Consider the following 24,122-nt stretch of genomic DNA (forward strand, 5'->3'; position numbering starts at 1 on the left):
TAAGACCATGTCCGACAAATCCTCGAACCAAATGTGGGGTGGCCGTTTCGCCGCTGGTCCAGACGCGATCATGGAGGCAATCAATGCCTCGATCGGGTTTGACAAACGCATGGCGTCACAGGACATCGCCGGTTCAAGGGCCCACGCCGCAATGCTCGCGGCGCAAGGTATCGTAACACCTAGCGATGCAGAGGCGATGCGGGAAGGCTTGCTCACCGTTTTGTCAGAGATTGAAACAGGGGCGTTTACGTTTTCGACAGCGTTGGAAGACATCCACATGAATGTCGAGGCGCGTTTGAAAGAGGTGATCGGGGAGCCTGCGGGCCGTCTGCACACTGGCCGGTCGCGGAACGATCAGGTTGCCACGGACTTCCGCCTTTGGGTGCGCGACCAATTGGATGCGGCTGTCTCTGGCCTTGAGGCGTTGATGCGCGCGTTGCTCTCACAGGCCGAAGCTGGGGCAGACTGGGTGATGCCGGGCTTCACGCATCTACAAACCGCGCAGCCGGTCACGTGGGGTCATCACATGATGGCGTACGTCGAAATGTTCGCCCGCGATCTGAGCCGCGTGCGGGACGCGCGTGAACGAATGAACGAATCGCCTTTGGGCGCTGCCGCGCTGGCGGGAACGTCTTTCCCCATCGACCGCGAAATGACGGCAGAGGCGCTGGGTTTTGACCGTCCGATGGCAAACAGCCTTGATGCTGTGAGCGACCGGGATTTTGCTCTCGAATTCCTGAGCGTCGCCAGCATCAGCGCCATGCACTTGAGCCGTTTTGCCGAGGAGTTGGTGATCTGGTCCTCGGCGCAATTCCGCTTTGTGACCCTGTCTGACAGGTTCTCGACTGGATCGTCAATCATGCCGCAGAAAAAGAACCCTGACGCGGCAGAGCTGATCCGTGCCAAGGTTGGACGCATCTTTGGGGCCAACGTCGCACTTATGATGGTGATGAAGGGTCTGCCGTTGGCCTATTCCAAAGACATGCAAGAAGACAAGGAGCAGGTCTTTGATGCCGCCGACAACTGGATGTTGGCGCTGGCCGCGATGGAAGGCATGGTCAAGGACATGACTGCCAATCGTGCGAACCTCGAAGCGGCGGCCTCGGCCGGGTTTTCAACCGCGACCGATCTTGCGGATTGGCTTGTCCGCACGCTCGACCTACCTTTCCGAGATGCGCACCATGTCACCGGATCTCTGGTGGCACTGGCGGAACAGAAGGAATGTGATTTGCCTGACCTGAGCCTTGAGGACATGCAGTCGGTACATGCGGCAATCACTGCCGATGTGTTCGACGTTTTGGGTGTTCACAATTCGGTCGCCAGCCGTACCAGCTTTGGCGGAACTGCGCCGGTTCGGGTGCGTGAACAGATCGCACTCTGGAAAGAGGTTTTGGGATGAAAACTGTCACGCTGATCGCGGGCTTTGCCTTTCTGGCCGCCTGCGGTGCGGATGGTCCTCCGATCACACCATCGGTCAACACGACGGTGTCGGTCGGAAGTGAGGGAGTTCGAACGTCAACGGGTGTGACCGTGCGCTCTGGACCGGTGACTGTGGGGGCGAGCTTCTGATGACGCCGATGCGCTGGATTTACCTTGCCCTAGCGATCTGGGGCGCAATTCACCCCATGTATTATTTTATGTCGTACCTTGCGGCGAATGAGTGGAGTCTCGGCGCACTGATTGATGCATGGTATGTCAACGATTCAACCACTGGACTGACGTGGGACCTGACGATTGCGGCTGTGACGCTGACCATTTGGATCATTGCAGAAGTCGCCGTACGACGGAACTGGGTGGCCCTGATCGCAATCCCTGCCACCTATTGCATCGGTGTGAGCTGTGGATTGCCGCTATACCTGTTCTTGCGGTCCAAACCGATCACCTGACGGCTTTGGATTCAGGTAACCGAACAAGCAAGCAAAACCGGAGACACGTTCTTTGAACGGGTCATTTTTTGCCTAGTTTCGAAGAAAAGAAGCAGGGGGTGGCGCAAAACATTGGGCTGCGCTACTGCATCGCGGTCTGGTCTGGAGGCGGGTGTGGATCATTTTCTTTATCGTAACGGCGAACTTTATGCCGAGGATGTGTCGGTTGCGGATATTGCCGCTGCTGTCGGAACGCCGTTCTATCTTTATTCGACGGCCACGCTGACGCGGCACTATCAGCTTTTTGATGATGCTCTGAACGGCATGGAGCACATGGTGTGCTACGCGATGAAGGCGGCATCGAACCAGGCGATTCTAAAAACGCTTGCCGATCTTGGTGCCGGTATGGATGTCGTTTCGGGCGGCGAATACGCCCGTGCCAAAGCGGCGGGTGTTCCCGGCGACAGGATCGTGTTTTCCGGCGTGGGGAAGACTCGCGGCGAAGTCCGTGCTGCCCTTGAAGGTGGGATTCGCCAATTCAACGTCGAAAGCGAACCTGAACTGCTGGTGATTTCCGAGATTGCTTCAAGTCTGGGCAAAATCGCGCCGATCACCATTCGGGTGAATCCTGATGTCGACGCAAAGACACATGCCAAGATTTCGACTGGGAAGTCAGAGAACAAATTTGGAATTCCGATCTCCAAGGCGCGCGCGGTGTATGCCGAAGCTGCCGCTTTGCCCGGGATCGACGTCATTGGCATCGATGTACATATCGGGTCGCAATTGACCGAACTTGAACCTTACGAACTCGCCTATCGCAAAGTTGCCGAACTGACCGAACTGCTGCGGGCGGATGGCCACAATATCCGACGGCTTGATCTGGGTGGTGGACTTGGAATTCCGTACACACGCTCGAACGAAGCGCCGCCGCTGCCATCTGATTACGGCGCATTGATCAAGCGCAGTGTGGGCCATCTGGGCTGTGAGATCGAGATTGAGCCGGGCCGTCTGATTGCGGGCAATGCAGGCATTCTCGTGAGTCGGGTGATCTATGTAAAGCAAGGCGAGGACCGACAGTTCTTGATCCTGGACGGGGCGATGAACGACTTGATCCGTCCGGCCATGTATGACGCGCATCACGACATCGTGCCGGTTCTCGAACCGGACGCCGGGGTCGAGCAGCAGCCTTATGACATTGTTGGCCCGGTCTGCGAATCCGGCGACACATTTGCCAAGAATCGCATGATGCCTCCGCTTGCCGCGGGTGACCTTGTTGCCTTTAGATCAGCCGGAGCCTACGGCGCTGTGATGGCCAGCGAATACAACACCCGTCCACTTGTGCCTGAAGTTTTGGCAAAGGGTGATCAATTCGCTGTCATTCGTCAGCGTCCTGACTTTGACGAAATCATAAACCGAGATACCATTCCCCCATGGCTGTGAGGTATTCCCCTGCGGTCAGCGAACCGGGAGATCGGAATGACCGCACGGGAAGACCTGTCAAAGGAGATTGATGCCGCGTTGCGTTGGCCGCTTTTCCTGACCCGTTTGGGGATGGGAGCCGAAGTGATCGTGCGCGCATTCTGGCCGTTGTGGTCGGTGTTGTTCGCCGTCTTGGCGTTTCTCATGCTTGGACTGCAAGACTATCTTCCCATGGAGGCGGTTTGGGTCGTTCTGGCGGTGTCCGGTCTGGCGGCCGCGTGGGCACTACTGCGTGGTGCGCGCAGGTTTAGCTGGCCATCGCAGGCATCGGCCCTCGCGCGCTTGGATGCGACACTGCCCGGAAACCCCATTCTGGCCGCTATGGACAGCCAAGCCATTGGTGCCAGCGATCCTGCGTCTTTGGCCGTTTGGAACGCACACCAAGCGCGAATGGCGGCCCGATTGAAGGATGCCAAGGCAGCCGAACCCGATCTGCGCGTGTCCAAAGCGGACCCCTTCGCCCTTCGTTATGTCGCCGTTCTTGCCTTTTTGGTCGCGGCTGTTTTCGGATCGGTTCTCAAAGTTCAGACCGTGTCCGCAATGGGGCCCTCTGGGTCCGATCTTGCCTCTGGCCCGACATGGGAAGGCTGGCTGGAGCCGCCGCACTACACTGGTCGGCCCTCTATCTATCTCAACGACATCAGGGATGCGCGCCTCGATACCCCGGAAGGCAGCCGAGTTACGCTGCGGTTCTATGGCGAAGTCGGTGTGCTCAGCGTTACAGAATCAGTCTCGAACAGGACAGCGCCGATCGCAACACCTGAAGACCTTGTCGAGGCATCCACGAATACCGCTCAGGAATTTACTGTCACGCGATCAGGGCAGCTTGCGATCGAAGGCCCAGGTGGTCGAGCATGGGAGATCGTTGCAACGCCAGACCGTGCACCGGAAGTCATGCGCGATGGCGAGATCGAAGTCAGCTACGAAGGCGAAGCGCAAATTCCTTTCACCGCCAACGATGACTACGCGGTGGCAACCGGGACAGCACGCATTGCGCTTGCGTTGACCGACGTGGACCGCCGCTATGGCCTTCGGATCGATCCGGAGCCGCGTGCCACAATCGAATTACCCTTACCGATGCCGATCGCGGGTGATCGGTCGGAGTTCACAGAAACCCTCGTGGATAACTTTTCGGAACACCCTTGGGCCAACCTGCCTGTCACGATCAGCCTGACCGTCACCGATGAAGCAGAGCAGATCGGAGAAGCCGTGCCTGAAGTGATCGACCTGCCGGGTCGTCGCTTCTTTGATCCCATGGCCAGTGCGATCATTGATCTGCGTCGGTCGCTGTTGTGGAACCGGGACAATGCGGCGGATGTGGCCTTGTTGATGCGCGCTGTTTCGCATCGGCCAGACGATGTGTTCAGATCGAGCACCGATTTCCTCCGCCTGAGGACGATCATGCGCCGGATTGAGGCGTTGTCGCGTGTCACGATGACCGATGACCAACAGGCCGAGATTGCACAGGCTATGTGGGATTTGGCGATCCGGTTGGAAGAAGGCGATCTGGAAGACGCGTTGGAACGGTTGCAGCGCGCTCAGGATCGCTTGTCCGAAGCGATGCGCAATGGCGCGTCCGATCAGGAAATTGCTGAGCTGATGCAAGAATTGCGTGAGGCGACCGATGATTACCTGAGGCAGCTTTCGCGCCAGGCACAACAGGATCAACAGAACGACCCTGATCAGGAAATGACTCAGAACCAGAACATGATGGAGATGAGCCAGAACGACCTGCAAGAGATGATGGACCGCATTCAGGAACTGATGGAGCAGGGCCGCATGGCTGAGGCGCAGGAAGCGCTCGAACAACTGCGTCAGATGATGGAGAACATGCAGGTCACGCAAGGCCAAGGCCAGCAAGGTCAATCGCCCGGCGAACAGGCGATGGAAGGCTTGGCAGAGACATTGCGTGAACAGCAGGGTCTTTCGGATCAGGCGTTCCGCGACTTGCAGGAGCAATTCAACCCGGGTCAGCAAGGGCAACAGGGCCAACAGCCCGGACAGCAACCGGGACAACAGGGCCAAGGCCAAGGACAACAGCAGGGCCAGCAACAAGGCCAAGGACAGCAGCCGGGACAGGGGGGGCAGAATGGCGAAGGTCAAAGCCTCGAGGACAGCCTTGCTGATCGGCAGCGTTCTTTGCGGCAGGAGCTGAACCGACAGTCGCAAAACTTGCCCGGCGCTGGCACCGAGGCTGGAGATGCAGCACGTGAGGCACTGGACCGCGCCGAGGGAGCAATGGAAGGTGCTGAAGACGCGCTTCGTGAGAATGATCTTGCTGGCGCCATCGACAATCAGTCCGAAGCCATGGAAGCGCTGCGCGAAGGCATGCGCAATCTAGGCGAGGCAATGGCGCAGCAGCAACAGCAAGGGCAGGGCCAGCAAGGCATGGCAGATGGTGCGGATCCCGGCCAGCAGCGCGATCCTCTCGGCCGGAATGTTGGCTCGAACGGCCAGATCGGGTCGAACGAGAACCTGCTGCAAGGCGAGGATGTTTACCGTCGGGCCCGTGAATTGCTGGACGAGATCCGGCGTCGTTCGGGTGAGGGCGAACGCCCTGAGGAAGAACTGGAATACCTCGAGCGACTGCTTGATCGGTTCTGATCCTGCGCGTTTGTGTCAATGCAAACGGATGATGCGCTAGCGCATCATCTGGCCGTTGCAGCCGATGCGTCCGGATCAGGTGTCGGGGTCAATCTTGCCGCGCAAGGATTTTACCTCGCCTCGCACCTTCTTTTCCTTGAGCCTGCGTTTCTTGGAACCCAGCGTCGGTTTGGTGGGTACCCGTCGCTTCGGTGCGGTAAGCGCGGCGACAATCATCTCCTTCAATCGCTCCCGTGCGATGTCTCGATTTCTTGCTTGTGATCGGGTTTCATCGACCTGAACAATAACGGCGCCGTCCTTGGTCCATTTCCGCCCGGCGATCCGCCGCAGACGGGTTTTGACGGGGCCAGGCAAATTGGGGGATCGTTCCGCCTCGAACCGCAATTCAACGGCCGTCGACACCTTGTTGACGTTCTGACCGCCGGGGCCGGATGCACGGATGAACTGCTCGGTCAGTTCCCAATCTTCAATGCTGATCTTGTCTGAAATCTGTAGCATCAGGATTCATTTAGCTCATACAAAAAGGGTCGCCACAAGGGCGACCCTTCGAGACTTACGGAGGCGGGGTCCGGTTAGGTTCCACACCAATTCGATGGGTTCATCACCCAGGGGTTGCCCTAGATGTGTGCCTCTCGAACTGTTCCGACACCTCTCTCCAATACCTCTCTCGACACTGGATCACCTCCTTTCAGCTGTTGATATAACGCACCCTCAGCGTGACAGGCTTTCCGTATCGCGCAACTGTTTTCTTACGTCAGAGCCGCTTTTTCACGAAAACGTAAAACGATGAGTCGAAAAGGTATCAGTGCGAGCAAAGCGAGTGCGATTTTGACCATCCAGTCGGCAACTGCCAGCGATACCCAAAGCGGAGCAATCGGCCCGGCACCCAGTATGGGTAGCATTTCTCCTGCCCAAGAAACGTCGTTGGACGGTTCGATAAAACTAAGCGCGCCAGAGAATGCGATACTGAAAAACAGCGCTGTGTCTACAGATGCACCGATCAGCGTTGATGCCAACGGAGCGCTCCACCAGGCACCTTCGCGCATCTTGTCAAAGATTTTGACGTCAAGAAGCTGTGCAGTCAGGAAAGCGATGCCCGAACCAAGGGCGATGCGAAGGGTGACCAGAGGGCCGAATTCGCCTTGGATTTGCGTACCAATCAGCGAGCATGCGACGCCTACGATAAAGCCTGCGAACACCACTTTGCGTGCAGCGCTGGGCCCGTAGAGCCGGTTCATCAGGTCAGTGACAAGAAAGGCGAGTGGATAGGTGAAGGCACCCCATGTCAGCCAATTCCCGAACAGGAACTGAACAAGGATGTTTGAGGCCAACACGATGAGGGCCATGGCGATAATGCCAGGAATATGAGCGCGGGTCATTGTGACTCCCGTTTTGCCAAGGTTGCGGGGACTTGATTCCCATCTCAGGGCATGGCGCGGTGCATATAGCGCTGCATCTGGACAGACAAGCTATTTGGCCAAGGCATATTCGACGATCTCTGTTTTCTGCAGGAACAGGAAATTGTCGTCCGACACCATCGTCAGCCGCAACGTCCCGTCCGGGGCGCTCCAAACCGCAAGTCCTTCTAGGTTGTCGTGGCGGCGCGGTTCGGTCGTAAGCAGCGTTTCTCCATCAAGGTCTGAGCCTTCTGAAATTCTGAAACGGCGAACGCGCGAGGAAAAGCCAAATCCGCCAAAACCGCGTTCCAGTACATAAAGCTGCCCATCAGGGCCGATATCCGCTCCAACGGGAAGAAACCCGTCGCTTCGTGAAATCGACATTGGCTGATCCCAGCCGGCATCGACCCGAAAACGAAAGACCGGAAAGGGGGTATTCAGGCCCGAAGACGTTTCGGGCAGCGCGTATACCGTGTTGTCAGGTGAAAGAGCCAAGGCTTCCAGTCCGCGATTGAGCGGCAGAGCGTCGATGGCGGGATATCTGGGCAAAGCGGCCCATGTCCCATCGAGATCACGCCGCAGGACGCGGTTCTCGCTTTCGACCGAAACATATAGACGGCCATCAGTATCAAGCGCCAAGCCTTCGGTGTCCCGCACGGACGGTTGCGCGAATAAGTCATCGGGCAGGTCAAGTGGCGCCATCTCTGCGCTTCTCACCCCGATGATCCCTCCGTCATGACGAAAGATGGTGCCTTCAATAAGATGCGCCCGGTCACTGATGATGACAAATCCAGCGCCATCAGGCGTCAGCGAAATACCTGAATACCCGCCAAACCCTTCGCGTTCCTTTGTCCAGTGATAGGATGACAGGAAGCGAGCCGTTTGAATATCCTCGGCCAAACCGGTGTCAGGACTCAAAGTGCATCAATTGGCCGACAGTACAGTCGCGCACTGAGCGGGAAGGTCGGCAAGCGTGAGTTCGCGTCGTGGTGTCGGCTTCGGAGCGTTGGGGTCGGGCGGCGGTGGATTGAGAATGTTATTCACCCATTGCTGTGCGTCGTCACAGCCATCGCCCCGCGGCGGCGCATCCTGATCGACACATCCCGACATTCCCGGAGGACAGGCCAAACGGACATGGAAATGATAGTGATGCCCGTACCACGGACGGATTTTGCGCAGATAGCTGCGATCGCCGGTTTCGGCATTGCACATAGCAACTTTGGCACCTGGGAAGACGAAGATACGCGCCACCCGTGGGTCGCTTGCAGCGGCCTTCATGATATTATAATGTGCTTTCGTCCATTGATCGTTGGTGAAAGCTCCGTTCGAGCGTCGCATCGAGATAGACGAGATGTTTTCGCGCTCTGTCTGGCTCAGGTTCAACCGGTCTGCAGGTCGCATCCAGAAATCGGCATCAAGGCCGATCTGGTGGCTGGCGTGACCCGTCAGCATCGGTCCACCACGCGGCTGACTGATGTCCCCAACATAAAGACCGTCCCAACCCGGTTGTTGCGCTGCGATGCGCGACAGATCCTGCAGAAAATCAACCGTGATCGGCAAGCCCCAATTACGATTCCGCGACAGGCGCATCGCCTGCCACGTCGGGCCGGTTTCCGGCAATTGCACCTGCCCTGCAGCACAGCCCTTGGCGTAGCTGCCAAAGGCGGCTGGAGATTGAGTGGAGGCGTTCTCCATTCCACCGAAAAGCTGCTTGGCCTGCCGCGTGCTGAGGACACTGGTCACGCGGGGGGCGCTGGAGGCAGATGTTTCGGCATTGCGCGATCCGCTGTCATCGCCACAGGCGGTCAGAAAGAAGGCAAGACCGAGGATAATCGAAAACCGTTTCATGATATTGCCCGTTTCCCGTTTGGGTTGACCCAGAGTAACAACACAAGGCCGATCAGGAAAAGGCCTATCACGGGGCTCACACCCAATTGTTGTGATCCGGTGGCGTAGGTGGTGATCCCGATCAGCAAAGGTGCCAGAAAACTGGTCGCTTTTCCTGCGAGCGCATACAAGCCGAATGCTTCGGTCATGCGCGCAGGATTGGCCTGTCGCACCATCATGGTTCGGCTTGCCGATTGAATGACGCCACCGGCGGCACCAATGACGGCACCGATCACGTAGAACGCGATGTCGGGCAGCGCGGATCCTTCTGGGAGCGCAATACCAAACATCGACTCGCGCGAAATCAGGACAATGGCCACACCAACCGCAGTCAGCGCAATTATACAGGCAGCGATCACTGGCTTTGGGCCAAAACGCGAATCCGCCATGCCACCCAGCCACGCCGCCAAGGCACCCGCGATGATGGCGATGATGCCGAAGATGCCAACGTTCTGAACGCTCCAACCCAAGACTCCAGCGGCGTAGATGCCGCCAAACGCGTACATCCCGTTCAATGCGTCGCGGTAAAACATGGCCGACCCAAGGAATGCAAAAAGTGACCGATCCTGAGGCAGTCGTTTCAGGGTCGACTTGAGATCATTAAGCGCCAGCTTGACTGCGCCTTTCGGCGCTTTTTGTCCTTCCGGTTCTCGTACGAACAGGAAGAACGGGATCATGAAAACAACAAACCAAATCGCCACGAGCGGACCAACAAAGCGGGTACCTTCGCGTGCCTCTGGGTCAAGACCAAATACGGGCTCCAAGCCGATCAAGGTGCGCCCGGTTGTGGCATTGTCGGCGAAAAACAGCAGCATGATCACCAGTGCGAAAAGGCCGCCAATATAGCCGAACGCCCAGCCATTGCCGGAGATACGTCCGATCTCGTCGGGAGTGCCCAGATCAGGAAGCATCGAGTTGGTGAAGGTCGTCGCGAACTCCATGCCGATCATTCCGATGGCAAAGAAAGTCAGGATCAGGATCAGGCTGAAATCGCCGGGTGCGGCGTACCAGAGACCTGCCGCACCAACCACGTACATGATCGAAAAAAGCCAAATCCAGCGCATGCGGTTTCCGCCCGTGTCAGCCAGTGCGCCTAAAACCGGCGCAAGAACCGCAATGACAATGCCCGCAGCCCCGATCCCGAACCCCCACGCAGTTTGCGCGGTGGTGCCATCGCCCACCAATTCCTTGATGTAGGGGGCGAAAATGAAGGTGATCAGAAGTGTGTTATACGGTTGACTGGCCCAGTCGAAAAAGAACCAGCCCCAAATCCGTTTACGCAAAGACCCGTTCGCCATGCCAAATCCCCCTGCCGAGGTTATGGGTGCGAAATGTCAAAGCGGCAAGCGCAGTCAGGCAGATACCGCATCTTGCATCGGCGGCCACCGACGCGCGTCTTCTGCGCGCAGCCAATCTGCCACCCGATCGGGCATTTCTGGTGATGGCGTGTGCTCCATTCCCATGGCCGCAATGACCCGATCGGTTGCAACAATCCCGTTCCGGTCAGTGACTGCAGAGCGATAGACTGCATGGTTCGCGCATTCGCCATTCTGTTTCCACATCGACTGTTCAATGTAGAGAAACCGCGCGTCCCAGCACAGAAGTCGGCTGCGCATTTCGAAGCGTTCAAACGTACGGATGCGGCGTCTGTACCGTACGACAACGCCTGCCATCGTCAGTCCCCACCGTTCCTGCCGGATCATACCCATCAGACCGTTCATCTGAGCAAGAGGAATGCGTCCAAGGTCGTAAAGCGTCAAAGTGCGACCGTTGTTCAGCTCCATCCACATGTCGATGTCCCACGGCCAGCAGCGATGCTGCGAAACGTAGGTGGCGAACGGCCCAAGTTTCGGGGCTCTGCGCGCTTTCCAGATACCAAGCGCCATGCGGATGAAAGGATACATCGGATTCTCCTGTTGCCCGCTTAGTTGACCTGACACCCGATCACGTCAACCGCGACCTCGCGGCAAGTGCTCTGACTTGTTCTTCGGCGCGCTTGCGCCTACCTGTTGTCACGTCACTGCCAAGGGAATTCCGTCCGATGCAATCGCTCTACCAGATTCTGATGCTGCTTCTCGATATCGTGTGGTTCTTCATCATTGCCCACGTCATCATGAGTTGGCTGATCAATTTCCAGGTTTTGAACCTGCGTCAGCCCATCGTCGCGCAGATCTGGGACGCTCTGAACCGTATTCTGGAACCGATGTATTCCCGTTTGCGACGGATTCTACCGCCGATGTCCGGCATCGACCTCGCGCCGCTGGTCGCCTTGATCGGTGTCTATATCCTGCGCATCGTGCTCTCGAACAACGCTGGGTTCTTCTACGGGTTTTGACCCGACCTAAGGCTTGTTCACGCATCCTTAGTATGAGACTGTCAGGTTAAGAGCAGATATAGTTAAGAACCTGACAGGTCACCCATGCCCCGCGATATGTCTGACGCAGACGCCATTCTGCGCGATATCTTTGGATTCGACAGCTTTCGCCCCGGCCAGTCCGAGATTGTAGAGGCTGTCTCGCATGGGGAAAACGTGTTGGCCATCATGCCGACCGGTGGCGGCAAGTCGCTTTGTTTCCAATTGCCAGCATTGGTACGTCACGGTGTAACCGTCGTTATTTCCCCGCTCATTGCCCTGATGCGCGATCAGGTGCGCGGGTTGCGCGAAGCGGGTGTCAACGCTGGTGCCTTAACCTCGGCCAACACGGACGAGGAAAACGACGCTGTTTGGGACATGCTCCATTCCGGTGCGTTGAAGCTTCTTTATCTTGCGCCCGAACGGCTTGCCTCCAGCGGCACGCAACGGATGCTGCAACAGGCGGGTGTGTCCCTGATCGCTGTGGACGAGGCCCATTGCGTCAGCCAGTGGGGCCATGATTTCCGTCCCGATTACCTTCGCATCGGCGAATTGCGCCGCGCGCTGGATGTGCCACTAGCCGCCTTCACGGCCACGGCGGATGCGGAAACGCAGGAAGAAATTGTCACGCGTCTTTTTGATGGACACGCGCCTACCACGTTTCTGCGGGGGTTCGACCGGCCCAACATCCACCTGATGTTCGCGCCCAAGAACAAACCGCGTGAACAGATCCTGAAGTTTGCAGCCGTGCGCAAGGATCAATCCGGCATCGTCTATTGCGGCACGCGCGCGAAGACAGAAACTCTTTCGCAGGCACTTAATGCCGAAGGTCACACCGCGTGTTTCTATCATGGCGGGATGGACCCTGATGCGCGCCGCAGCGTCGAGGCGCGCTTTGCCACCGAAGACGGACTGATCGTCGTTGCGACAGTTGCCTTTGGTATGGGTGTCGATAAGCCCGATATCCGGTGGGTGGCACATGCCGATCTGCCGAAATCCATCGAAGCCTATTATCAGGAAATTGGTCGCGCCGGGCGTGACGGGGCACCTGCCGAAACGCTGACGCTCTACGGGTCCGATGACATTCGCCTGCGCCGCTCGCAGATCGACGAAGGGCTTGCGCCGCCCGAACGCCGTCATGCGGATCATGGACGGTTGAACGCGCTGCTGGGGTTGGCGGAAGCTCTGGAATGCCGCCGCAAGACGCTGCTTGGCTATTTTGGGGAGTCCGACATCACCTGTGGCAATTGCGATCTTTGTGACAAACCGGCAGAGGTGTTCGACGGCACCGAGGCGGTACGAAAAGCGCTGTCCGCTGCGCTGCGCACGGGTGAAAGTTTCGGTTCCGGACACCTGATCGACATCCTGCTTGGCACGAAAACCGAAAAGGTGTTGGCCCGCAGCCACGACACATTACCAACCTTTGGCGTTGGCAAAGACCTTAAGCGTGGGGAATGGCAGGCGGTGTTTCGGCAGATGATGGGTCATGACCTGATGCGCCCGGATGCCGAACGGCATGGGGCGTTGGTGATGACCGAAGCCGCCCGCCCGATTCTGCGCGGTGAAGCGACGATCAACTTGCGCCGCGATAGCCTTGAGGCGACCAATGAACGCCGCCCTCAAGTTCGGACTTTGGTCAGCGACGAAGACGCGCCGCTGCTTTCTGCGCTCAAGGCAAAGCGTCGTGCGTTGGCCGAAGAACAATCGGTCCCGGCTTATGTGATTTTCCCGGATAAAACGCTAATCGAGATGGTCGAGAACCGTCCAAAGACGCTTGACGATATGGCACGGATCAACGGCGTTGGTGCAAAAAAGCTGGAACGCTATGGTCGGGCTTTTCTCGAGGTTATGGCAGGGGATGTCCCGGACACACATCCCGCCCGACGAAAACTGGCCGCAAGCGATGCGGGTGGGATCTTTGATGCGCTTTTGGCCTCGCAGGCCCAATTGGTCCGTGGGTCATGTGGAACGATGAAGCCGATGTCCTGCAATGCCGGGCAACTGGCGAAGATTGCTCAGAGCAGACCGCGCGATGAAAGCGGCATAGCCCGCATCATCGGTGATCGGCACGCAGAACGGTTTGCCGAGACGTTTCTGGACGTTTTGCGGACAGCGGACTAAATCAGCCGGAACCGAGATATAAAAAAGGTGTTGCCATGCTCGTCGTGATTTCCCCAGCCAAACGTCTTGACTGGTCCGAGCGTGAAGTGACGATGACCAAACCGGTGTTTCAGGACGACGCGAACCGCCTCTCGAAATCGGCGCGCAACCTCACGTTGGGCAATCTCAAGGCGTTGATGGATCTTAGCGATGATCTGGCCAAGCTGAACCGTGATCGTTTTCGTGATTTTGAAGACCAGCCCGATCAAGACAATCTGCGTCCAGCTGCACTGGCCTTTGCCGGCGACACCTATCAAGGGCTTGAGGCCAGCACGCTTGACGCAGATGAAATGCGCTGGGCGCAGGATCATCTGCGTATCCTATCCGGTCTTTATGGTATTCTGCGCCCATTGGATGGCATTCAGGCCTATCGCCTGGAAATGGGCAGCCGGTTGAAAACGCGGCGCGGTGGCAACCTTTATGACTACTGGCGCGATCAGATCGCCAAAGAACTTAAGGCGCAGGCGGCAGACCTGAATACCGACACGCTCGTCAACTGTGCCAGTCAGGAATATTTCGGGGCGGTGCCGCCGAAACCGCTTGGCCTGCGGATCGTCACGCCCGCCTTCATGGAAGACAAGGGCGATGGCAAAGGGCCGAAGATCGTCAGCTTCTTTGCTAAGAAAGCGCGTGGTTCTATGGCGCGGTACATCATTCAGCGGCGGCTAACTGATGCAGAGGGTTTGCTAGATTTCGATCTGGGAGGGTATGTATACCGCGAGGACCTGTCCGAATTGAATAAACCGGTCTTCGTGCGCCCCTACGACGCAAGCTGAAGCTGCGGACAATAGAGCGTCAGCTTTTCAATCAGCGCGTCTTTACGCAATGGTTTGGTGAGATAGTCTGTCAGCCCGGCCGCGATTACCATTTCCCGATCGCCATCAAGTGCATGCGCGGTGACTGCGACGATCGGAACATGGGGTCCGTCGCCCTCAAGTGCGCGGATGCGGGCAGTTGCTTCTTTGCCATCCATACCGGGCATTGAGATATCCATGAAGATCACGTCGGGACGTTCGTCTTGGAACGCCTGAAACGCCTCGAATCCGTTGTTCGCAGTGCGCAGGTCAATATCGAGTTGACCAACCATTTTCCGAAAAACCAACTGGTTGGTCCGGTTGTCCTCGGCAAGAAGTACCTTGGGGGTGCGGTTGCTGGCAGTACCCTCTGACAGGGTGCTGTCTTGTGCCTCTGCATGTCGGTACGATTCATGCGATACGACGGCAAACTGATCGCTGTCCACCGGCAGGGTAATGCGGAACCCAAAGCAGCTTCCGACGCCTTCCTTTGACTCGACCCAGACATGACCCTGCATCATCTCGATCAGTCGTTTGGTGATCGCCAGACCAAGCCCGGTGCCTTCGAACTGGCGGTTGCGGTCGTCTTCGACTTGATTGAATTCCCCGAACACATGTTCGACTTTTTCCGGGGCGATGCCGATCCCGGTATCTTCTACCGTGATCTGCAGCGTTGTGCGCCTGCCATCTTCGGGAGTCCCTACAACACGCAAGAGCACTTCGCCCTGAAGCGTGAACTTGACCGCGTTCCCCATGAGGTTGGTCACAATCTGCCGAATGCGTCCCGGATCACCGACGAACAAGGTCGGTAGGGACCTGTCGTAGTCGGTCTTCAACGTCAAACCCTTGCCGCGCGCTGTGGGCTGCAAAGTAACCGCGCCATTGGCACCGCCTGCCTGAGGTTGGTGCGGTGATCTAAGACACGTGTTTAACTACGTCGTTAGCGACGTGTCTTATGCGGGGTCCCTGATGCGTGGTGAAATTCTTGGGATGGAGCGGCGGCGCTTCTGGCGTGATGAGGACAAGCTCGAGATCATCATGTCGGTCGGGGTTGGTGGCACAACGGTGACGCAGGTGGCGCAGCGCCATGAAGTGACGCGGCAGCAGATTTACGCTTGGCGGCACGACCTGAAGAAGAAGGGTCTGTGGTCGCCGGAGGCCGGGGCGCTTTTCTACCCTTTGGATATGCCAGTGGCGGCTGGAGTGCCGACAGCGCAGGATACGGCCGCTGAAACGTCGCCACCGGTTGCGGTTGAATTGCGTTTGCGTGGCGGCCGTAGTTTACATTTTGAAAGCACGATTGATCCGACTGCACTGTCGGTGCTGATCCGCGCGGTGGACGCCGCATGATCGGTCCCGGCACTGGTGTGCGTGTGTATCTGGCGTGTGGTGTCACGGATATGCGAAAGGGAATCGCGGGGCTGGCCGCTTTGGCGCAGGATGTGTTGCGTCAGAAACCAGCCAATGGTGCGGTATTTGCGTTTCGTGGGCGACGCGGGGATCGTATCAAGCTTCTGTTCTGGGATGGCCAGGGGTTTTGTCTCTACTACAAAGTCTTGGAGCGTGGCCGCTTCCCCTGGCCGAATGCTGCGGATGGGTCGATGCGGCTAACATCAGCACAGCTCGCGATGCTGTGGGAGGGGATCGACTGGAGACGTCCGGATTGGGGCGCTCCGCCAGCGCGCGTGGGGTAATTCTGCGCACGAATTATCGTTATTTATATGGCGCTTGAGCCTGTTTTTTGGTAGTCAAGCGCATGTCTGAACCTGCTGAAAACCTGCCTGATGATCCCGCTGAATTGCGCGCTATGATCGCTGCTCTACAGGCTGAAAACCTGCGGATCGCGGCAGAGAACGCCAAGATATCGGCCACGCTACGGGTTCACGACCAGCTGGTGCAAGCCCTGCGCCTACGGATCGCCAAGCTTCAGAAACTGGCCTTCAGCAAATCCTCGGAAAAGATTGAGCGCGAGATCGAACAGCTGGAACTGGCGCTTGAAGACCTGCTGGTTGCCGTGGCCGAAGACGATGAAGCGCCAATCGACGAAGGGCCGGATGAGCCATCAGCGGAAGCTGCCGATGCGCCCACTTTGCGCCGCAAGCCACGTGTCTCGGATGCGACCCCGCGCGAACGCCGTGAACTGGACCCCGGTGCCTGCTGCCCCGACTGTGGCGGCGATCTGCGTGTGGTGGGTGAGGATGTCAGCGAACTGCTGGACATGATCGCCGCTCAGATGAAGGTGATCCAGATTGCCCGGATCAAGAAATCCTGCCGCCGGTGTGAGCGGATGGTGCAGGAACCAGCACCCAGCCGTCCGATCCCCGGCAGTATTGCAGGGCCGAACTTGCTGGCCCATGTGCTGGTCTCGAAGTTCGACGACCACCTTCCGTTATATCGCCAGCACGAGATCTTCGCCCGCATGGGAGCAGACATTCCCGAAAGCACGCTTGTTGGCTGGTGCGGGCGAGCCATGAAGACCTTACAGCCGCTCATTGTACGGATCGAGGCGGACATCATGGCCAGCGACCTGCTGCATGCGGACGACACCCCCATCCGGGTGCTTGATCGCAGCATGCGCAACAGAGGGCTTGGCAAGGGTGTCAAGCAGGGCCGGATCTGGGCCTATGTGCGTGATCAGCGACCCTGGGCCGGGGCATCACCACCGGGTGCTGTCTATCGCTTTGCGCCAGACTGGAAGGAAGAGCACGTCCTCAGTCATCTGTCCGCAGCGCAGGGCATTCTTCAGGCCGACGGCTACAAAGGGTATGCCAAGCTTTACGCGCCAGAGCCTGACGGCACAGCCCGTTTGCGGGAGGCCGCCTGTTGGGCGCATCTGCGGCGCGACTTCCATGACTTTTGGACCTCAACCAAATCCGAGATCGCTCGCGAGGCGCTCGACCGGATCGGAAAATTCTACGACATCGAGCGCGATATCAACGGTCAGCCCGCCAACGTCCGCTATGCGGCACGTCAAAAACTTACCAAGCCCAAGGTCGAGGCTTTCTTTGCTTGGTCTGAACAGCAGCTTCTGCGCATCCCCGGCAAAAGCGATCTAGCCAAGGCGTTCCGCTATGGCCTCGCGCGGAAGGAGGCCTTCAGCCTGTTCCTGAACGACGGGCGTGTGGCCATCGACAACAATCCGGCCGAACGCGCCCTGCGCCCGATTGGAATAGGACGTAAAAACTGGCTCTTCGCGGGCGCAGATACCGGCGCGGAAACCCTCGCGCGCGCGATGACGGTCATTGAAACGGCCAAGCTGAACGGTCTTGACCCGCTGGCCTATCTTGCTGACATCCTCGACCGCATCCACGATCACAAGATCAACCGGCTTGATGAATTGCTGCCTTGGAACTGGGCGCCGATCGCATCCGTGAAGAACAGTCAAGCCGCGTAAGCTGCGGTATCAATGGCGTGGTTACGCTGCAAAAGCATCACCACCTCGTTCAGTGTTTTCTCCAGATCGAAAGGTTCGGGATGGAGCACCAGTTTGTCGGCCTCAATCTTTGAGTAATCCAGCACGTCGTTGATAATGACCAACAGTGCCTCGCCTGAATGTTTGATCGTATCGACAAACAGGCGCTGTTCGCTGTTGAGATCGGTTTCCGTCAGCAGATCGGCCATCCCCACGACACCGTTCATCGGGGTTCTAATCTCGTGGCTCATATTTGCGAGAAATGCGGATTTTGCGCGGTTGGCCGCTTCGGCACGTTCGCGGGCGTCGTGGAGTTGTTCTTCGTAGTGTACACTGGAGGTGATGTTGAGTGCGAGGCTCACCACGTCTCCGGAGGGACCACGTCGATCAAATATCCGGATGTGCTCACCGTTCCACAATTGGATTTCCATTGGTTCCGGATCGTCCTGTTGCCAACGATCCTGCATCCGCGCGCGCCAATCTGCGGGTGGTTCATGCCCGATGTTGACGATCCCTTCCTCGGTCAAAAGCTGGAGAATACGGGGATAGGTGATGCCGGGCTTCACCTCTTCCAGATCCTCGAACACGGCGAGATAGGCACGGTTTGCAACGATCATTCGGTTGTCAGGATCGAAAAAGGCAAAACCGTCCTGAATGGTCTCGATCGAATGCCACAGCCGACGTTCTGCGATCTGGATCTTTTCGTTGGCGACGCCCAGTTCGGTTTTGACCCGCTGATTTTCGCCGCGCACCATCGCCACCTCGGCCCGGGTTTCGACGATTTCATTGTTGAGTTGCTGAGCATGGCTGCCAAGCTTGCGATTTGCAGCGAACAGTTCGGCCTGTTTGAGTTCCAAAAGGCGTTCCGCTGCCAGGCGGGCACGTCGTTCCTCAGCCAGCTTGTTGGCGAGACTCATCCAGACCTCCGTAATTCGGTATCGGGACTGTCCGGGATCATGGTGAAGAATGAATTAACCCGGCTGAAGTTGCGCAGCCGGGTTTTCAGGTAAGGCTGTTAAAGGCGTTCAATGGCCAGTGCAATGCCCTGACCGCCGCCGATGCACATGGTGATCAGCGCTTTCGATCCGCCGATGCGCTCAAGTTCATAAAGCGCTTTGATGGTTATGATGGCTCCGGTCGCGCCAACCGGATGCCCTAACGCAATCGCGCCGCCATTCGGGTTGACCTTGGCCGGATCAAGCCCGAGCCCCTTGTTGACTGCAAGAGCTTGTGCCGCAAAGGCTTCATTGCTTTCGATCACATCGAAATCGGTGATTGCCAAACCGGTGCGCTTCAGCAGGTTTTCGACGGCAGGGACGGGGCCAATGCCCATGACTTCGGGCCGCACACCGGCATGGGCGTAGCCTAACACCCGCGCCTTGGAAGTCAGACCTGCTTTTTGCGCAGCGCTGGCAGTCGCCAGCACCAGCGCGGCAGCGCCATCATTGATGCCCGATGCGTTCCCAGCGGTCACGGTGCCATCTTTCTGGAACACGGTCTTCAGGCCTCCTAGCGCGTCCATCGTGGTCGCTTTGGGATGCTCGTCGGTATCGAATGCAACCACGTCACGCTTTTTGCGCACTTCTACCGGTACGATCTGGCTGGCAAACCGGCCCTCCTTAATTGCAGCGGCTGCGCGGTTCTGGCTTTCGAGTGCAAACGCGTCCTGATCGTTTCGGGTCACATCATGCTCGGCTGCGACGTTTTCAGCCGTCACGCCCATATGGCCTGTGCCGAATGGGCAGTTCAGCGCCCCCAACATCATATCAAGCGTGCGGATGTCGCCCATCTTGGCGCCCCAGCGCTGGTCTGGAATGATAAAGGGTGAACGGCTCATGCTTTCGGCTCCGCCGGCAAGGGCGAAATCTGCGTCGCCCAGCATGAGGGCCTGCACCGCAGACACGATGGCCTGGGCGCCCGAACCGCACAGGCGGTTCACGTTCATTGCTGGGGTGGTATCTGGGATGCCCGCCTGCATAGCGGCAACGCGGCTGAGATACATATCGCGGGGTTCGGTGTTGATGACATGGCCGAACACCACATGCCCGATCTGGCCGCCCTCGACGCCGGACCGTTCCAGTGCGGCCTTGCCGACAGCCGTACCCAGTTCGATGGGAGAAGTCGCGGCCAGCGATCCACCAAATGTGCCGATTGCGGTGCGTGCACCGTCCAGAAGTACGATATCGTCTGCCATATGAGCCTCCCTTGGTCAGTCCGCTGCACTATGAGCTAGCGTTTGACGGGTGTCAGCCGCTACGTCCCGTCAGTCAGAGAGACCTTTTGTCGCCAGTTGTGACCCTTCCAGCAGTTTCACCTCGCGCTGCGGGAACGGGATCGAGATACCGTGTTCATGGAACGCATCCCACAAAGCCAGATATACGTTGCCCCGGATGTTCGTGAGGCCGCCCGTGGGATCTCGGATCCAGAAGCGCAGGATGTAGTCGACTGAGCTGTCTCCGAAACCGACGATGTGACAAACCGGAGCCTTGAAGCTGAGCACGCGATCCACCGACTTGGCAGCATCGATTGCAATTTCGCGGACCTTATGAGGATCGTCCGAATAAGCCGTACCGAAATAGATATCCAACCGTACGAATTCGTTGGAGTGCGACCAGTTCACAACCTGACCGGTGATAAGGTCTTCGTTCGGAATCAGATATTCCTTGCCATCCCGTGTGACCACGCTGACGTACCGCGCGCCAAGGCTGTTGATCCAGCCGAAGGTGTCACCCAAAGAGATCACGTCGCCCGGTTTGATCGACTTGTCGAGTAAGATGATGATCCCCGAAACAAGGTTCGACACGACCTTTTGCAGACCAAACCCGAGGCCGACACCGATCGCCCCTGACAATACGGCAAGCCCTGTCAGATCAAAGCCAACAAGCCGTAGGCCAAGGAAAAAGGCGGCTCCAAAAAGCAGAACCTGCAGGAACTTGATCGCCAGTACCTGCATCGACGGCGAGATGTCTTCGTTGCGTCGTATGGTGGCGGCTGTGGTGCTGCTGATCAGACGCGCGCCTGTCAGCAGCGCTGCAAGGATAACAATGGCCTGAATCACCAGCCAAAGGGATAGTCTTGTCTCACCAACCGTGATCGCTGCGCTGTCCAGAAGCGACTGTGCTTCGTCTGAAAGACCGGTGATGGAAAGTGTGACCCATATCCACGCGCCGTAGCGGACTATTCCTCGAAGAAGTGCGTTCTTGATAAGTCGTGTGGCGAACGCGATGAAAAGCCAGGCTGTCGACAGATTGGCAATGATTGCCAACAGATAGGACCGCGATGGCCAAGTGAGTTCGCGCATCACTCCGACGACCAGCCAAATCAGGCTGACGAAAAGCACCATGCGGAGGCGTCTTTGTACCACGACAAGGGCGCGCATGCGCCATTTCGGCCAGCCCTCAAGACTGCGCATCCAGTCATGCATGCGGGGCTTGAACACCGCCGCCAGCACATGAGCAGATACGAATATGGCTAAGGCGATAAGCAGTTGGTAGGCATTCCACGGCCGCAGAAGGCTGGTAAGGAAAGCTTCTGCCCACACGAAAAGATCACGTGTGACCTCGGTCAGTGTTTCAGGCGAAACGACGTCCGGACCCATTCCATTCCCGTGTGACTGTGTGTCGGCAGGGTCGCACTGCCGAGCGCGGAGTGCAACAGGTTAAGAATCGGTGAAAGGAAGCGCAATCACGACGGGGCGCAGATCGGTGTCGGCACCGGCGGCATGAACAATCAGTCCCGCGCACAAGATCGCGATAAGCCCCAAGTTCAGGATATTGAGTTTTGTCAGCATTTTGCCCCTCTAACACTCAATACGCCGCGAGTTAGCTTCTGGATCACATCTTTCTCGCGCTGGGCGGAGCGCGCCGCACTTGCGGCAAGACAGGGCTATGCTGTAAGGCACCAGATATGGAAATGGTTTTCGACCTCGATGAACGCGCGCGGTTGCGGGAGCGTTTTTTCGGTGCGACGCACACGGTGCTGGCGCGGCTATAATCCTGCGCCTGATCCGACCCACCCCACACTCAAAATTTCGACACGCAAGGGAGAGGACCGATGTCCCCCAAAACGCTCTACGATAAAATCTGGGATGCCCATGTCGCGCATGAAGCCGACGATGGCACCTGCCTTTTGTATATCGACCGCCACCTCGTTCACGAAGTGACAAGCCCGCAAGCCTTTGAGGGGCTTCGCATGGCGGGTCGTTCGGTGCGTGCGCCGGACAAGACCATCGCGGTTCCGGATCACAACGTCCCTACGACGCCGGGTCGTGAAGACCCCAAGAACATGACCGAAGACAGTGCCATTCAGGTGGCTGCCTTGGACAAGAACGCCAAGGATTTTGGCATCCATTACTATCCGGTTTCCGATGTCCGTCAGGGCATTGTTCACATCGTCGGCCCGGAACAGGGCTGGACCCTGCCGGGTATGACGGTGGTTTGTGGTGATAGTCACACCGCGACGCACGGCGCGTTCGGCGCGCTGGCGCATGGCATCGGCACATCCGAGGTCGAGCATGTTCTGGCAACCCAGACGCTGATCCAGCGCAAGGGCAAGAATATGAAGGTCGAGATCACCGGGAAACTGAGCCCCGGTGTGACAGCCAAGGACATCACCCTGTCGGTGATCGGCAAGACCGGCACCGCCGGTGGTACGGGCTATGTCATTGAGTATTGCGGCGAAGCGATCCGTGATCTGTCGATGGAAGGCCGTATGACTGTTTGCAACATGGCCATTGAGGGCGGTGCCCGGGCAGGTCTGATTGCGCCGGATGAAAAGACCTTCGAATACGTCAAGGGTCGTCCGCATGCCCCGAAGGCCGCTCAGTGGGAAGCTGCACTTGCATGGTGGAAGACGCTGTTCTCTGACGAGGACGCGCATTGGGACAAGGTCGTTACGATCAAGGGCGAAGACATCGCACCGGTTGTCACATGGGGCACCTCTCCGGAAGACGTGCTGCCGATCACCGCAGAAGTCCCGTCTGCGGACAGCTTTGACGGCGGCAAGGTTGGCGCGGCGCAGCGGTCACTTGACTACATGGGTCTGACACCGGGTCAGAAACTCTCGGATATCGAAATCGACACCGTGTTCATCGGATCGTGCACCAACGGTCGTATCGAAGACCTGCGCGCCGCTGCCGAGATCCTCAAGGGCAAGAAGATCGCCGTGAAGCGTGCGATGGTCGTGCCGGGCTCTGGCCTTGTGCGGGCGCAGGCGGAAGAAGAAGGTCTCGCAGATATCTTCAAGGAGGCCGGGTTTGAATGGCGCCTTGCGGGTTGTTCCATGTGCCTTGCAATGAACCCCGACCAGCTTCAGCCGGGGGAACGTTGTGCAGCCACGTCGAACCGTAACTTCGAAGGCCGTCAAGGTCGTGGTGGGCGGACGCATTTGATGTCACCTGCAATGGCAGCGGCAGCGGCAATTACCGGAAAACTGACCGACGTTCGGGAGATGATGTGATGGATAAGTTCGAAAAACTCACTGGGATCGCGGCGCCCATGCCGCTCGTGAATATCGACACTGATATGATCATTCCAAAGCAGTTTCTGAAGACGATCAAACGCTCGGGCTTGGGTGTGAACCTGTTCGACGAGATGCGTTATGATGATAACGGTAACGAGATCCCTGATTTCGTGTTGAACAAATCGCAATACCGCGATGCAGAGATCCTTGTTGCTGGCGAGAACTTTGGCTGTGGTTCATCTCGTGAACATGCGCCTTGGGCGCTCAAGGATTTCGGGATCAAGTCAGTGATTTCGACCTCTTTTGCGGACATCTTTTACAACAACTGCTTCAAGAACGGCATTCTGCCTATCGTGTTGCCGAAAGAGGCGGTCGATGTGTTGATGAAGGACGCGGAGAAGGGATCGAACGCGCGGATGACTGTCGATCTGGAGAACCAGACTGTCACCAGTTCGGATGGCGAGAGCTTTTCCTTTGAACTCGACAGCTTCAAAAAGCACTGCCTGATGAACGGCTTGGACGATATTGGCCTGACCATGGAAAAAGCGACGGCCATTGACAGCTTTGAAACTCAGGCAGCACAGGCGCGCCCCTGGGTGTGATCCTTTGCGCCTGTGACAAGATTGGGCCGTCCTTTGGGGCGGCCCTTTTTTTGCGCCTACCAGATTTTGTAGTGATTTCAAAAGTTGCCATATTTCGCAGCACCTGCTG

22 protein-coding genes and 2 pseudogenes are annotated in these 24,122 nt (G+C 57.7%); 13 read left to right on the forward strand and 11 right to left on the reverse strand.

Going from position 1 to position 24,122, the window contains the following annotated elements:
* Nucleotides 1-7 precede the first annotated feature (7 nt).
* The 5 genes from argH to ACK3EW_RS19315 all read left to right on the forward strand — a co-directional run bounded on the left by argH (nt 8) and on the right by ACK3EW_RS19315 (nt 5,948).
* Nucleotides 8-1,399 carry an argininosuccinate lyase gene (gene argH / locus ACK3EW_RS19295; RefSeq protein WP_493807445.1) on the forward strand — a complete coding sequence of 464 codons (1,392 nt, stop codon included), beginning with the start codon at nt 8-10 and terminating at the stop codon, nt 1,397-1,399.
* Complete coding sequence (locus ACK3EW_RS19300; RefSeq protein ID WP_493807446.1) at nt 1,396-1,569, forward strand: hypothetical protein; 174 nt, start codon at nt 1,396-1,398, stop codon at nt 1,567-1,569. The genes argH and ACK3EW_RS19300 overlap by 4 nt, the downstream gene beginning before the upstream one ends.
* On the forward strand, nt 1,569-1,886 hold the full coding sequence (locus tag ACK3EW_RS19305) for a DUF2834 domain-containing protein (RefSeq protein WP_085627447.1): 318 nt from the start codon (nt 1,569-1,571) through the stop codon (nt 1,884-1,886). The genes ACK3EW_RS19300 and ACK3EW_RS19305 overlap by 1 nt, the downstream gene beginning before the upstream one ends.
* Before the next feature lie 153 nt (nt 1,887-2,039).
* The gene (gene lysA, locus ACK3EW_RS19310; protein ID WP_493807447.1) at nt 2,040-3,305 is read left to right on the forward strand and encodes a diaminopimelate decarboxylase; all 1,266 of its coding nucleotides are present in this window, start codon (nt 2,040-2,042) and stop codon (nt 3,303-3,305) included.
* 36 nt (nt 3,306-3,341) lie between these two features.
* Entirely contained in the window at nt 3,342-5,948 is a 2,607-nt protein-coding gene (locus ACK3EW_RS19315; RefSeq protein ID WP_493807448.1) for a TIGR02302 family protein, read from the forward strand.
* Nucleotides 5,949-6,023: 75 nt separating this feature from the next.
* Here the strand turns inward: ACK3EW_RS19315 and arfB are convergent, their stop codons facing one another.
* From arfB to ACK3EW_RS19345, 6 genes are all read right to left on the reverse strand, one after another.
* Nucleotides 6,024-6,446, reverse strand: coding sequence for an alternative ribosome rescue aminoacyl-tRNA hydrolase ArfB (arfB, locus tag ACK3EW_RS19320; RefSeq protein WP_493807449.1), 423 nt, complete (start codon nt 6,444-6,446; stop codon nt 6,024-6,026).
* A 251-nt stretch (nt 6,447-6,697) separates the two neighbouring features.
* Nucleotides 6,698-7,327, reverse strand: a complete 630-nt coding sequence (locus ACK3EW_RS19325; protein WP_493807450.1) for a queuosine precursor transporter — start codon at nt 7,325-7,327, stop codon at nt 6,698-6,700.
* A 90-nt stretch (nt 7,328-7,417) separates the two neighbouring features.
* A complete protein-coding gene (locus tag ACK3EW_RS19330; RefSeq protein WP_493807451.1) occupies nt 7,418-8,263 on the reverse strand; it encodes an esterase-like activity of phytase family protein in 846 nt (281 codons plus the stop codon).
* Nucleotides 8,264-8,269: 6 nt separating this feature from the next.
* Nucleotides 8,270-9,193, reverse strand: a complete 924-nt coding sequence (mepA, locus tag ACK3EW_RS19335) for a penicillin-insensitive murein endopeptidase (protein WP_493807452.1) — start codon at nt 9,191-9,193, stop codon at nt 8,270-8,272.
* On the reverse strand, nt 9,190-10,530 hold the full coding sequence (locus ACK3EW_RS19340) for an MFS transporter (RefSeq protein ID WP_493807453.1): 1,341 nt from the start codon (nt 10,528-10,530) through the stop codon (nt 9,190-9,192). The genes mepA and ACK3EW_RS19340 overlap by 4 nt, the downstream gene beginning before the upstream one ends.
* Nucleotides 10,531-10,584: 54 nt before the next feature.
* Nucleotides 10,585-11,136 carry an acyl-CoA thioesterase gene (locus ACK3EW_RS19345; RefSeq protein ID WP_493807454.1) on the reverse strand — a complete coding sequence of 184 codons (552 nt, stop codon included), beginning with the start codon at nt 11,134-11,136 and terminating at the stop codon, nt 10,585-10,587.
* Nucleotides 11,137-11,273: 137 nt separating this feature from the next.
* On the opposite strand from ACK3EW_RS19345, the gene ACK3EW_RS19350 reads away from it, so the two are divergent.
* The 3 genes from ACK3EW_RS19350 (at nt 11,274) to yaaA (ending at nt 14,521) form a co-directional block, all read left to right on the forward strand.
* Complete coding sequence (locus ACK3EW_RS19350) at nt 11,274-11,567, forward strand: YggT family protein (protein ID WP_085627439.1); 294 nt, start codon at nt 11,274-11,276, stop codon at nt 11,565-11,567.
* A gap of 84 nt (nt 11,568-11,651) precedes the next feature.
* Nucleotides 11,652-13,706, forward strand: coding sequence for a DNA helicase RecQ (gene recQ / locus ACK3EW_RS19355; RefSeq protein WP_493807455.1), 2,055 nt, complete (start codon nt 11,652-11,654; stop codon nt 13,704-13,706).
* 35 nt (nt 13,707-13,741) lie between these two features.
* Nucleotides 13,742-14,521, forward strand: a complete 780-nt coding sequence (yaaA, locus tag ACK3EW_RS19360; protein ID WP_493807456.1) for a peroxide stress protein YaaA — start codon at nt 13,742-13,744, stop codon at nt 14,519-14,521.
* On the opposite strand, the pseudogene ACK3EW_RS19365 reads toward yaaA, so the two are convergent.
* Nucleotides 14,506-15,417: pseudogene (locus ACK3EW_RS19365) on the reverse strand (ATP-binding protein); the annotation flags it as partial. The gene yaaA and the pseudogene ACK3EW_RS19365 sit on opposite strands and share 16 nt — an antisense overlap.
* A 91-nt stretch (nt 15,418-15,508) precedes the next feature.
* Between ACK3EW_RS19365 and tnpA the strand changes: the two are divergent.
* The 3 genes from tnpA (at nt 15,509) to tnpC (ending at nt 17,933) form a co-directional block, all read left to right on the forward strand.
* Nucleotides 15,509-15,889, forward strand: a complete 381-nt coding sequence (tnpA, locus tag ACK3EW_RS19370; RefSeq protein ID WP_493806895.1) for an IS66-like element accessory protein TnpA — start codon at nt 15,509-15,511, stop codon at nt 15,887-15,889.
* Complete coding sequence (gene tnpB / locus ACK3EW_RS19375) at nt 15,886-16,233, forward strand: IS66 family insertion sequence element accessory protein TnpB (protein ID WP_037967155.1); 348 nt, start codon at nt 15,886-15,888, stop codon at nt 16,231-16,233. The genes tnpA and tnpB overlap by 4 nt, the downstream gene beginning before the upstream one ends.
* Before the next feature lie 62 nt (nt 16,234-16,295).
* Nucleotides 16,296-17,933: an IS66 family transposase gene (tnpC, locus tag ACK3EW_RS19380; protein WP_493806894.1), complete on the forward strand. Its 1,638-nt coding sequence runs from the start codon at nt 16,296-16,298 to the stop codon at nt 17,931-17,933.
* Between the two features lie 26 nt (nt 17,934-17,959).
* On the opposite strand, the pseudogene ACK3EW_RS19385 reads toward tnpC, so the two are convergent.
* The 4 genes and pseudogenes from ACK3EW_RS19385 to ACK3EW_RS19400 all read right to left on the reverse strand — a co-directional run.
* Nucleotides 17,960-18,868 (reverse strand): annotated as a pseudogene (locus ACK3EW_RS19385) (histidine kinase dimerization/phospho-acceptor domain-containing protein); the annotation flags it as partial.
* A 98-nt stretch (nt 18,869-18,966) separates the two neighbouring features.
* Nucleotides 18,967-20,145, reverse strand: coding sequence for an acetyl-CoA C-acyltransferase family protein (locus tag ACK3EW_RS19390; RefSeq protein ID WP_493807457.1), 1,179 nt, complete (start codon nt 20,143-20,145; stop codon nt 18,967-18,969).
* A gap of 69 nt (nt 20,146-20,214) precedes the next feature.
* On the reverse strand, nt 20,215-21,549 hold the full coding sequence (locus ACK3EW_RS19395) for a mechanosensitive ion channel family protein (RefSeq protein WP_493807458.1): 1,335 nt from the start codon (nt 21,547-21,549) through the stop codon (nt 20,215-20,217).
* A 60-nt stretch (nt 21,550-21,609) separates the two neighbouring features.
* A complete protein-coding gene (locus ACK3EW_RS19400; protein ID WP_493807459.1) occupies nt 21,610-21,741 on the reverse strand; it encodes a hypothetical protein in 132 nt (43 codons plus the stop codon).
* A gap of 263 nt (nt 21,742-22,004) precedes the next feature.
* Here ACK3EW_RS19400 and leuC point away from each other — a divergent pair, with 263 nt between their 5' ends.
* Both leuC and leuD read left to right on the forward strand, forming a co-directional pair.
* The gene (gene leuC, locus ACK3EW_RS19405) at nt 22,005-23,408 is read left to right on the forward strand and encodes a 3-isopropylmalate dehydratase large subunit (protein WP_493807460.1); all 1,404 of its coding nucleotides are present in this window, start codon (nt 22,005-22,007) and stop codon (nt 23,406-23,408) included.
* Entirely contained in the window at nt 23,408-24,013 is a 606-nt protein-coding gene (leuD, locus tag ACK3EW_RS19410) for a 3-isopropylmalate dehydratase small subunit (RefSeq protein WP_085627432.1), read from the forward strand. Before leuC ends, leuD begins: the two co-directional genes overlap by 1 nt.
* Nucleotides 24,014-24,122: the final 109 nt, after the last annotated feature.

This window comes from Marivita sp. NO-S04 (assembly GCF_059070475.1).

Coding starts and splice junctions, on each gene's coding strand:
- argH (WP_493807445.1), top strand. CDS start 8: ATGTCCGACAAATCCTCGAACCAAATGTGGGGTGGCCGTTTCGCCGCT.
- ACK3EW_RS19300 (WP_493807446.1), top strand. CDS start 1,396: ATGAAAACTGTCACGCTGATCGCGGGCTTTGCCTTTCTGGCCGCCTGC.
- ACK3EW_RS19305 (WP_085627447.1), top strand. CDS start 1,569: ATGACGCCGATGCGCTGGATTTACCTTGCCCTAGCGATCTGGGGCGCA.
- ACK3EW_RS19315 (WP_493807448.1), top strand. CDS start 3,342: ATGACCGCACGGGAAGACCTGTCAAAGGAGATTGATGCCGCGTTGCGT.
- arfB (WP_493807449.1), bottom strand. CDS start 6,446: ATGCTACAGATTTCAGACAAGATCAGCATTGAAGATTGGGAACTGACC.
- ACK3EW_RS19325 (WP_493807450.1), bottom strand. CDS start 7,327: ATGACCCGCGCTCATATTCCTGGCATTATCGCCATGGCCCTCATCGTG.
- mepA (WP_493807452.1), bottom strand. CDS start 9,193: ATGAAACGGTTTTCGATTATCCTCGGTCTTGCCTTCTTTCTGACCGCC.
- ACK3EW_RS19340 (WP_493807453.1), bottom strand. CDS start 10,530: ATGGCGAACGGGTCTTTGCGTAAACGGATTTGGGGCTGGTTCTTTTTC.
- ACK3EW_RS19345 (WP_493807454.1), bottom strand. CDS start 11,136: ATGTATCCTTTCATCCGCATGGCGCTTGGTATCTGGAAAGCGCGCAGA.
- ACK3EW_RS19350 (WP_085627439.1), top strand. CDS start 11,274: ATGCAATCGCTCTACCAGATTCTGATGCTGCTTCTCGATATCGTGTGG.
- recQ (WP_493807455.1), top strand. CDS start 11,652: ATGCCCCGCGATATGTCTGACGCAGACGCCATTCTGCGCGATATCTTT.
- yaaA (WP_493807456.1), top strand. CDS start 13,742: ATGCTCGTCGTGATTTCCCCAGCCAAACGTCTTGACTGGTCCGAGCGT.
- tnpA (WP_493806895.1), top strand. CDS start 15,509: ATGCGTGGTGAAATTCTTGGGATGGAGCGGCGGCGCTTCTGGCGTGAT.
- tnpB (WP_037967155.1), top strand. CDS start 15,886: ATGATCGGTCCCGGCACTGGTGTGCGTGTGTATCTGGCGTGTGGTGTC.
- tnpC (WP_493806894.1), top strand. CDS start 16,296: ATGTCTGAACCTGCTGAAAACCTGCCTGATGATCCCGCTGAATTGCGC.
- ACK3EW_RS19390 (WP_493807457.1), bottom strand. CDS start 20,145: ATGGCAGACGATATCGTACTTCTGGACGGTGCACGCACCGCAATCGGC.
- ACK3EW_RS19395 (WP_493807458.1), bottom strand. CDS start 21,549: ATGGGTCCGGACGTCGTTTCGCCTGAAACACTGACCGAGGTCACACGT.
- ACK3EW_RS19400 (WP_493807459.1), bottom strand. CDS start 21,741: ATGCTGACAAAACTCAATATCCTGAACTTGGGGCTTATCGCGATCTTG.
- leuC (WP_493807460.1), top strand. CDS start 22,005: ATGTCCCCCAAAACGCTCTACGATAAAATCTGGGATGCCCATGTCGCG.
- leuD (WP_085627432.1), top strand. CDS start 23,408: ATGGATAAGTTCGAAAAACTCACTGGGATCGCGGCGCCCATGCCGCTC.